Annotated in this window: 7 protein-coding genes; 5 read left to right on the forward strand and 2 right to left on the reverse strand. The window is 64.8% G+C overall.

Translation table 11 applies throughout. The annotated features are described in order from the left end of the window. The first annotated feature begins 114 nt into the window (after positions 1 to 114). A complete protein-coding gene (locus ABD844_RS53475; RefSeq protein ID WP_425568763.1) occupies positions 115 to 474 on the forward strand; it encodes a DUF6086 family protein in 360 nt (119 codons plus the stop codon). Here ABD844_RS53475 and ABD844_RS45220 read toward each other — a convergent pair. Next, a complete protein-coding gene (locus ABD844_RS45220) occupies positions 444 to 779 on the reverse strand; it encodes a hypothetical protein (RefSeq protein WP_344893460.1) in 336 nt (111 codons plus the stop codon). The two genes, ABD844_RS53475 and ABD844_RS45220, sit on opposite strands and share 31 nt — an antisense overlap. A 427-nt stretch (positions 780 to 1,206) precedes the next feature. Between ABD844_RS45220 and ABD844_RS45225 the strand changes: the two genes are divergently transcribed. Continuing rightward, entirely contained in the window at positions 1,207 to 1,536 is a 330-nt protein-coding gene (locus tag ABD844_RS45225; protein ID WP_344893463.1) for an ankyrin repeat domain-containing protein, read from the forward strand. A gap of 934 nt (positions 1,537 to 2,470) precedes the next feature. Here ABD844_RS45225 and ABD844_RS45230 read toward each other — a convergent pair. Beyond that, the gene (locus tag ABD844_RS45230) at positions 2,471 to 4,414 is read right to left on the reverse strand and encodes a YncE family protein (protein ID WP_344893466.1); all 1,944 of its coding nucleotides are present in this window, start codon (positions 4,412 to 4,414) and stop codon (positions 2,471 to 2,473) included. 139 nt (positions 4,415 to 4,553) lie between these two features. Between ABD844_RS45230 and ABD844_RS45235 the strand changes: the two genes are divergently transcribed. The 3 genes from ABD844_RS45235 (at position 4,554) to ABD844_RS45245 (ending at position 9,708) form a co-directional block, all read left to right on the forward strand. After that, positions 4,554 to 5,435: a helix-turn-helix domain-containing protein gene (locus tag ABD844_RS45235; protein WP_344893468.1), complete on the forward strand. Its 882-nt coding sequence runs from the start codon at positions 4,554 to 4,556 to the stop codon at positions 5,433 to 5,435. A 707-nt stretch (positions 5,436 to 6,142) separates the two neighbouring features. Continuing rightward, positions 6,143 to 7,735, forward strand: coding sequence for a site-specific integrase (locus ABD844_RS45240; protein WP_344893471.1), 1,593 nt, complete (start codon positions 6,143 to 6,145; stop codon positions 7,733 to 7,735). Between the two features lie 878 nt (positions 7,736 to 8,613). After that, positions 8,614 to 9,708, forward strand: coding sequence for a protein kinase family protein (locus ABD844_RS45245; protein ID WP_344893473.1), 1,095 nt, complete (start codon positions 8,614 to 8,616; stop codon positions 9,706 to 9,708). Positions 9,709 to 9,828: the final 120 nt, after the last annotated feature.

Consider the following 9,828-nt stretch of genomic DNA (forward strand, 5'->3'; position numbering starts at 1 on the left):
CGCGCAAAAGCCTTTGATATAGCGATTCGCCAGGGAGTCGGCTATACTGTCATTCAGTGTAGCCGACTCCGCAAGCCTGCAACTATTGCTACATGGTGCCGAGAAGGGGTAGCCGTGAGTTATATATTCGAAGTCGCCGACGAAACAATTTGGAGCCCTGCCCGAAGAGTTGGGCAACTATATGTTGGCTACATAGAGAGTATTGCGCGCACCTTAAAGCTCCCGACCGGACTCACGGCAGTCGCAAACGACTACTTCGAGATCAACCTCGCTCAATTCAAGTCACTCATCGATACCGCAGCGAATGAATATGTAACTTCCAGTCACACTATATTCTACCAACTACTTGAACCCGTCCTTCCGGTTTCGATCGCCCTGATTCTGCGAGCGGATCCAACATGGCAAGTCGCGAACCCAGGGGCGCAAGATCTCGTCAACGCCGCTTATCCGTTGTCTCGAGATATGCCGCAGTAATGCGACATCCTTGAATGCTTTTCATCCTCACGCTGCCTGCGCGAGCGGCCGGGGGTGCGGCAGCTGATGGGCGCGGTCGGCAGCAGCGCTGACAACGCCGCGGCCGAGACGTTCAACTCCACCTTCAAAGACTCTGTTGGCCGATTCAGAGTGATGATCTTCGGTTCCAGGACCAATGCTGTTAGATAGCGAATGATCATGGTCTCGCCTGTGCGGCCGATGGCGTGGGTAAGAGTGAGGCTTTTTCGTGCGCCCAGCAGAGCAGGAGGTGAAGCCGTGACATAGCGGTGGATCTTGCTGTTCATAAGCTCGTCGTCGCTTGCCGGTGGAAGTCCGGTCCGGACCATCATCCGTTCTGGGTTCCCGAACTACGCAAACGGGTCGATGCTGGCGAGCTAGAGCCGGGCATGTGGCTACGCACCTCGGCAGGAACCTACTACCCGCGCGGACGTCCGGGATGCAGTGTTGCGCCTGGCCCGGGAGAATCCCTCATGGGGCTACCAGCGCATCAGCGGTGAACTGGCCGGCGTCTACCTCCTTGGCGGAGTCGCAGAGATACGTGACGGCGCCCAATCTTTGACCCAGGCTGGAAGGATATCGAGTCGGAGTGGCTAATTCTCGAGGAGCTTGCCAAATCACTCTAATTTGCAGTAGTTGCGTTTCTTTAGTACTGTGAAGAGGCAGGTGTCGCCACGTGGTTCGCCACATGGAATCCATCCGCAGGAGTTAGAAGTGACAGACTCGCCAGCCCACCTCGCCGTGGAATTCGAGGACCTTCCCCGACTGCGCGATCTGCTCGACGCCGGGCACGATGTGGAAGATGAACAGGGATGTCACAACGGCTGGACACTACTCAGGCACGCGATTGATATCGAGTGGGACGGTCATGTTCAAACTGGAGAGCCTTTGAGTGCCGATATAACCGCTTACCTCCTTGCGAGAGGCGCCGACCCGCTGCGGATTATCGAGGGTAAGTCGATCCTTTCCGAAGCCGAGGATAGTGGCCACTGGCTCGCCGCTGACATTATGAAGGCGTGGATCGCGAGAGGGGAGCGGAAGTGAGGTAATCCCAGCAGGCGAAGCTATTCGTATGCTGTATATAATCGTGATTCGGGTGTTCGGCTGGCTTGTGCTACTCGGTCGTGGTCAGGCGCCTATGGGCGTCGAGATCACGGTGCTCCGTGTGGGGTGCGGAAACTCAGCTGCCGAGGTTGACGTGGGGTTTCGTAGCTCGAGCATGATGAGGCCTCGGGCATCCTGCTGACGGTGTTGTGGTCCTCGCTCTACCTCATCCTCGGGCGTGTCTTTCAGCTCCTGGTCCTGCTGGGTCGCGGTGATCGGGCCAAGGCGGCGGAGATCGTGGAACAGCAGAAGGCGATCAATGAGAACCGGTCCGGCCATGAGCGAATGGTGGCCCGATTCGCCATCAGAGAAGGCGCAATCGTACCGGGTTTAACGGGGAGCACCCATCCGCCCATGGCCATAGCTTTGTACCGGGAACCCCGGTTGTCATGGCAGACGGATCGTCGAAGCCGATCGAAGAAGTAAAGGTTGGCAGTCTTTGACGAGGTGTTCACCTCACTCGGTGCTCGCATCATCATGACGCCCGTTCGTGCGCCGCGAGCCAACGCGATAGCCGAGCGTTGGGTCGGCACCCCTTCAAAGGGGATGCACCGATCGCCTGCTGATCTATGGTGAAGGTCATCTTCGCCGATTTCTGCAGACATACGAACGGCATTACAGCCGGCACCGTCCTCATCGCTCACGAGGCCGTCGGCCGCCTCAACCACCACGTGCCTCGGCCCCACCCAGCGATCTCGATCAGGTCCGACTGCAACGCCGGCAGGTACTCGACGGCCTGATCAACCAGTACCGGCGGGCCGCATAGACATGGCGGATAACCGCAGGCCAGAGGTCGCATCCGGGTTCTCGCACCCCACACCCCCGGTCTGGTGCTGATGGGGGTGTGCGGTCGCCCGCACACCCCCATCACGAGCTAGTCGATGGGGCCGTGCACCGTGACCGTGTGGCTCGCCTGAGCGGGCAAGTGCGTGGTGTTTCCGGTCCACCGGACGGTATAGGTGTAGTCACCGCCCACCTGGGGGGTATCGGCGAAGGCGAAAGATCCGTCGGGCGAGGCCGGCCGTATGGTTGCCAACCTGGTGGTGACGGTGCCGTTGCGGTTGGTGAGGGTGCGTTCCAGGATGATCGCAATGCGCGGCCAATCCAGGTTGAGGCCGGTCAGCGCCCCGCTGAACTCGAGACTCCGGTCGACGACCGACGACTTGGGGCCGGTGAGGGTGAGGACCGTCGGGGCCTTGGCCACCAGCACGCTTCGCGTTGTATAGCTCAGTTCGTAGGTGGCGTTGCCGGACCAGGACACTTGGTAGGTGTGCCTTTCGGCGGTCGGCGGGGTGTCGGTGACAGTGAAGGCGCCGTCCTCGGAGGTCACCGTGGACAGGGTCAGGCGCGTGCCGTTCGGACTGTTACGAGTTACTGTGAGGTGCTGCTCGCCTGGGGGCTTTCCGTTCGCCAGGATGAGCTGGCCAGTCAAGGTCAGCGGTTCGAAGAGGGTCGCCGAGCTCGGAGCGTCCAGGCTGATCGAGGATTTGACCTTGGCCGCGGTGACGTATCTGTACGCTCTGGTCCACCGGTGCTCCGCAGTGCCGTCCCAGACCGCCTCGTATCTGAAGTCGCCGGCGGTTGGCAGTGCGTCGGTGAGGGTGAAGGTCCCGTCGGCAGCGGTCGTCACCTCGGCGACGGGTTCGCGGGGGCCGTTCCCGTCCAGCGATTCCAGGCGGCGGGCTACCGTGACCCGCTGCTCGCCGGGCGCCGATCCGTCGGCCAGAGTGAGTTGGCCTGTCAGCGTGAGCGGTGCGACCGCGTCCACCGTGTACGGGGCGGTCAGCGTGAGCGTGGATGCCGGGAGGCCGACATCTGGCACCCGCCACAGGTGGACACGGTCGGAGGCGTCCTTCACCAAGGCGAAGGCGACCTTACCGATGCTGGTCAGGGCGCCCGCGAACACCTCCACGTCGGAGTCCGCGTAAGTGAAGGTGTTCTCGCCCGTCGCGGCGTCGAACACGTTGACGCTGCTGACGCCGTTGAAGTATTGGGCGCCCATGACCGAAGTGCCGTCCGGGCTGACCGCCATGGCACGTCCGGAGCCTCCCGTGCCGTAGCCGCGGACGATGGTTAGGCTGGTCGTGTCCCAGGCGGTGTACGTGTTGGAAGAGCCCTGCAAGGTCAGCGCGGTCGAGCCGTCCGATGTGAGGGTGATGTCAGCCTGGCTGGACAAGACGGACGAGGGTTCGCCGAGCTTGCCGCGAAGGGTGACCTCGGCGCCGGAGGTGTCGTAGACGAGGGTCTCGTTATCGGCGCTGACGACGAGCGTCGATCCTGCGGCGGCGGGTACGGGAAAACTGTGCAGCCGCGGGATGATCGAAGCGGGCTCCGGCTGTGCCGCCGTCGTGTCGAGGCCGAGGAGACCGGCACTCCACGATGTACAACCGTAGCCGACGTACAGGCGGCCGCCGGACCAGGCCAGGCGCCGCGGGCAAGGGTACGCGGCCAGATCGAACCGCCGCGTGATGGAGAAGGAGCCGGTATCGATTTCGGCGACTTCGTTCGAGAGCCTCAGCGCTGCGTACAGGCGGGTGCCGTCGGGCGTCACGGCCAGGCCGTCGGCATCTGCAAGGCCGGTGATGGCCCCGGTGAGGACGCCACTGGAGTCCGCGGCGACGATCCGGTCGTTGATCGATGCGTAGACCCTGTCGTTACCGGCTACAACATCGGAGCCGTACAGGTAGTCGCTGTCGACTCCGAGGTCAATCATGGAGTCGGCGGCTGTGGCACCGGAGGCCTGCGCTACGAGCATGGCGGCCGCAGTCACGACGGCAGCGGCGCAGGCGAGGAGCCGCTGGCTTAATCGTAAGGACACGTTTCATCCAATCGTTCATCAGTACGAGAAATAGGATCTAACTTGGTCGGCATCTTGACGTCAAGTTCGACAGAGAGGTGCCTGTGCGGTGCCATAACTCGTCCATGGCATCTGACCTGGCCTCCTATCCTCAGCAATCGTGCTCCCACGCCTCCTGTATCTGCTGATGGTCCGGTTGTCCGGCTGGCTGACGCTTCTCACGCGGGACGACGCCTCCAAGGACGTGGAGATCTTGGTGCTGCGTCATGAGGTCTCCGTCCTGCGTCGTCAGGTCGCCGGGCCGCGACCGAACTGGGCCGACAAGGCGCTGCTGGCCGCGCTGTCTCGGCTGCTGCCCACGCGGCTTCGGCTCCATCGGATCGTGACGCCGGGTACCTTGTTGGCCTGGCACCGCCGCCTGGTCAGCCAACGCTGGACTTACCCGAACGCGGCCGGACGTCCGCCGATCCCGGATGAGCTGCGTGCTCTGGTTGTCCGGCTGGCCGACGAGAATCCCCGATGGGGGCACCGGCGGATCCGGGGTGAACTACTCGGCCTCGGCCATCGGATCGGGGAAGGCACCATCCGCCGGATCCTGGCCGCGGCCGGTCTGGGCCCAGCGCCACGCCAGGCATCAGCGAACTGGCGACAGTTCCTCACCTCGCAAGCCTCCGGCATCTTGGCGTGCGACTTCATGCACGTCGACACTGTATTCCTCAAGCGCCTGTACGTCTTGTTCGTCATGGAGATCGAGACACGCCGCGTGCACTTGCTGGGCGTCACCTCCAACCCGACCGGTGCATGGACCACCCAGCAGGCCCGGAATCTGCTGATGGACCTGGGGGAACGCGCCGACGCCTTCAGATTTCTCATCCGGGACCGTGACCGGAAGTTCTCCCGCTTCTTCGATGAAGTGTTCACCGCCAGTGGTGTCCGGGTCATCAAGACGCCCGTCCGGTCGCCACGGGCAAACGCGTTCGCGGAGCGGTTCGTGGGAACGCTACGCCGTGAGTTGCCTCGATCACCTGCTCATCTATGGTGAGCGGCACCTGCGTGCGGTCCTGGCCGAGTACGAGCGCCATTTCAACCATCATCGCCCGCATCAGGGCCGCTCGCTCCGCCCGCCATTGCACGACCCCAGCCAGGTGACCGACATGACCGCCCGGATCCACCGCCGAAGGACCGTCACGGGACTTATCAGCGAGTACCGCCGAGCAGCCTGACCGCCCTACGAACGCCCAGCTCAGCAACAGTATTCGCCATTCTGGCACCGCACACGGTGGAGACCGCTGTCACGTGGTCAGGGCGTGGTCCTTTGCGTGAGGCGTTCGCTGACATCCGTCGTGCCAGACAAGCCCTGCGCGGCCCAGGCTCGGCCGGGGCGTGGGGCGGGGCATGTGGCCAGCGGATATCGCTTGACATGGGTGGTGAAGGTGGGCGTCGATACCGACCGTGCCGGGCCAGCCGGTGGCCCCGAATGTCCCCGCTGCGGCCCGATAACGGGCCTTACGGGCCGACCGGGGCCGCGCTCCGGCCCGGGGCACGGCAATCCCCATGCTTCGGGCCGCTACGGCGACCCGTGCGGTGATGGGCCGGGTACGCCGCTGCCGCCGCTGAACGGCCGGTACACGACGAACGCCGACGGCGTTCGGCCGGGGGAGCGGGGATGGGGGAGTGCCGCAGGAAGGGCGACGTCGGGCAAGCGGCGACGCGAGGTCAGCGAACGAGGGAAAGCGCGCGACAGCGACGATGAACGGAACCACCTTCAAGACGTGTTCCTGCCGGGACGTGGCGACCGGCAAGAGACTGGGCAAGGCATGCCCGAAGCTGCGCCGCCCGGGTGGCGGGGAGTGGTGGAGCAGCACTCACGGCCGGTGGGCCTACCAACTCGAGTTGCCCGCGCACGCCGACGGGCGGCGGCGCAACCCTCTGCGACGGCGCGGCTTTGCCACGCTGGAGGAGGTCGAGGCCGAGTTGGAGCACGCCCGCGCGCTGCTGGCGCTGGATGAGGACCCGCACATCCAGCGGAAGATCACCGAGCTGCTGCTGTCCACGCTCAAGGACACCAAGGCACTGCCTCCGGTGGGGGAGGTGCGGCGTAAGGTCCCTACCCGCCAGGACCTCAATCCCACCGTCACGGTCGCCGAATGGATGCAAGAGTTCCTGCGGCGCAAGCGGAAGATCGACGCCACTACACACCGCTCGTATGAGGCGCACATCCGCCTGTACTTCACCCCTTACCTCGGCGACATCCGGCTGGACCGGTTGCGGGTGTCCGATGTGGACGGGATGTTCGATGCGATCGAGGAGTTCAACGACGTCATCACCACCGCCCGCGCCAGCGGTGATCCGGAACAGCGGGCCAGGGTGCGCTACCGGCGGCCGGTCGGGCCGGCCACCATGCACCGCATCCGCGCCACCCTCCGGCACGCCCTCAACATCGCGATCAAGCAGGACCGGCTGATCGACTTCAACCCCGCCACGGTCGTCGAACTCCCCGACGCGGAACGTCCCAAGGCGCTGGTATGGACCGACGAACGGGTCACCGCCTGGAACCGCGAACTACACGACCGGCTCGACATCGAGCAGCAGCGGCGCGGAGCCCGGCTCAGCCGCGCCACCATGATCAACGTGTACGCGTCCGTGCAGCGGCCGTCGCCGGTGATGGTGTGGACGCCCTCCCACACCTTTGCCTTCCTCGCCCGGGCGGCCACCCACCGCCTGTTCGCGCTGTACCGGTTGATCGCCCTGCGCGGGCTACGCCGGGGCGAGGCGGTCGGACTGCGCTGGAAGGACGTCGACCTGGCCGCCGGGACGGCCGGGGTGCATTGGCAGATCACCCAGTTGGGCTGGGAGCCGGTGCAGGGCAGACCGAAGACCGAGGCCAGCGACCGCACCATCGCCCTGGACGCCGACACCGTCACCGCCCTGCGCGCGCACCGCAAGAGCCAAGCCACCGAACGGCTGGCGGCGGCAGAGGCATGGACCGACAGTGGGTTCGTCTTCACTGACGAGATCGGCCGGCCACTGCATCCACAACAGGTCAGCGACCACTTCTACCAACTGGCCTTCCAGGTGGGGCTGCCACCGGTGCGGCTGCACGACCTCCGCCACGGCGCCGCCTCGCTCATGCTCGCCGCCGGAGTCGATCTGAAGGTCGTGCAGGAGACCCTCGGCCACGTCTCCTCCACCTTCACCCGCGACACCTACACCAGCGTCTACCCCGAGGTGGCCCGCGCCGCCGCCGAATCCACCGCCGCCCTCGTCAACACCGCAGCGACCGGCGCCCAGACCGCCCGGCTGATCACCCTGCCGACCCACACCGGAGACATCACGACCTGAACCACAGGCTCTGGGTAGGCCCGTCGATCATCCGGCGGGCCTGCCGGGGCACAGACAACAGACGCCGGGTGACGGCGTACAGTGTAGACAAGATCACGAAGCATCATCCCAAATGACCTGGACTAGCCTTCGGCGCCCCTGAACTCATCCGCCCACTGGACGAAGGGCTCTGGACTGGAAGCAATTCGAGTTCTTGAGCCTCACAGGACAGGAGAACGCCGCGGCGGCTTCGGTCGCGGCCTGAACGTGCGGCCGGGTGGCGCCACACTCAGCCGCGAGCACTGGGCCGGGCACACCGCGCCTTGCGCGCCGGTCCTGGCCCTGTAGATGAGTCCTGGGCATCGGCGACCACCTGCCGGCGGCAGCAGCCCGCAGAGCTGCCCACGGCTTCGTCGGGCGATGGACAACGGCGCCGCGACGGGTTTTCCGGCATCACCGCGGCGTTCGCGACCGGCCCGTCTCCCGCCAGTGGGCCTCGCTGGAGAGCCGATGCCTACCCGTCGTCATCCTCTTCGTATGCGTGTTCGGTGAATTTCCATGGTTCGTTCGGGTTTGTTCTGCGGGCCATGCTGGAGCGGCCTATCGAGGTCGCCGATGGGACGGCCAGCACTGCCACGTCAGACATCGTTGACGAGCGAACCCGGTCTCGCCGACAAGCCGCCGATGGCCTGGCTTCCAGGCCTTCGCGAGCCGAGCCGGACGGAACTGAACGTGTCCAGGACCTGCTGGCGACCTTCATCGCTGACAAGACCGTCGTCGATGAATCTGCCGCCCGTCCGCCGTCAATGAGGTCATCGCCGCAGTATGAACCCGGAAAGGCCAATCCTCAGCGGGTGTAGCGTCTAACACTCGAAGTTGATCACGGAGGGTGCCTGCCAGTGGACCTGCAAAACACACGGTTGGACATGGCTCATGGTGAGCGTGTCCACCGATACAGCGATGTCGCGAGCGCGTTGGCGTTGCACAGCGACCGGCAGCTGTGCGAGGCGCTGGAGCAGGCGCAGGTTCTGGGCACGGGAATTGGTGGTACCTCGGTACTACTCGACATCGACGGTGTGCCGGTCTTCGCTAAGCGAATTCCGCTGACCGACCTGGAACGCCGCGCGGGCAACGTGATGTCCACCGCGAACATGTTCGGGCTGCCTCCGTTTTGCCAGTACGGGATCGGCGGGCCGAGCTTCAGTACGTGGCGTGAGCTCGCGGCCCACGTCATGACGACCAACTGGGTCCTGGCCGGGCGCAGCGCGGCCTTTCCGCTGCTGTATCACTGGCGGGTGCTGCCGGGAGCGCCGCCGCCCAGCCCTCAGCACGTCGATGTCGAGGCGGTCGTGCAGTACTGGGACGGATCACCGGCGGTACGGGACCGTCTCCACGCCCTCGCGCGGGCTTCGGCCAGCATCGTGCTGTTTCAGGAGTTCATCCCCTACAACCTCAATGACTGGCTCGCCGCTCAGCGAACCGCCGGCCAGGACGCTGCGATAGCGGCAAGCGCCATGGTCGAGTCGTGCCTGCTGACTGACGTGGCCTTCATGAACGGCCAGGGGCTGATGCACTTCGACAGCCACTTCGGCAACATCCTCACCGATGGCGAACGCCTGTACATCGCCGATCTCGGGCTGGCGACTTCCTCCCGGTTCGACCTGTCCAAGCAGGAGATCGACTTCCTGGAGCGCAACCGGACTCACGACGTCGGTTACGCGCTGATGCGGCTGGCCAACTGGCTCGTCACCAATATCTGCGGAGTGCCGGTGCCGCGGAACGGCGTACTGGAACAACGCAATGAGTACATCCGCGCATGCGCGGACGGCACGGATGCTGCTGGTGCTCCGCCGGCCGTTGCCGCCATGCTCCGCCGGTACGCGCCCGTGGCGCAGGCCATGAACAGCTTCTACTGGGACCTGTTCTGGTCCGATCGGCGGACAACGCCGTATCCGAGCGAGAAGATCGAACGCGCCATGAGCGCGATGCGTTGATCGTCGCAGACCCGGCAGCAGGACACCAAGCGGCCATGATGCACATCAAGACCTCGGCAACTGAGGCGTTTCTGACTTAATGATGCAGATCGCAGATTCTTCAGCCAGCATCGGTGGCTC

Source organism: Nonomuraea antimicrobica (assembly GCF_039536965.1).
GTDB lineage: Bacteria > Actinomycetota > Actinomycetes > Streptosporangiales > Streptosporangiaceae > Nonomuraea > Nonomuraea antimicrobica.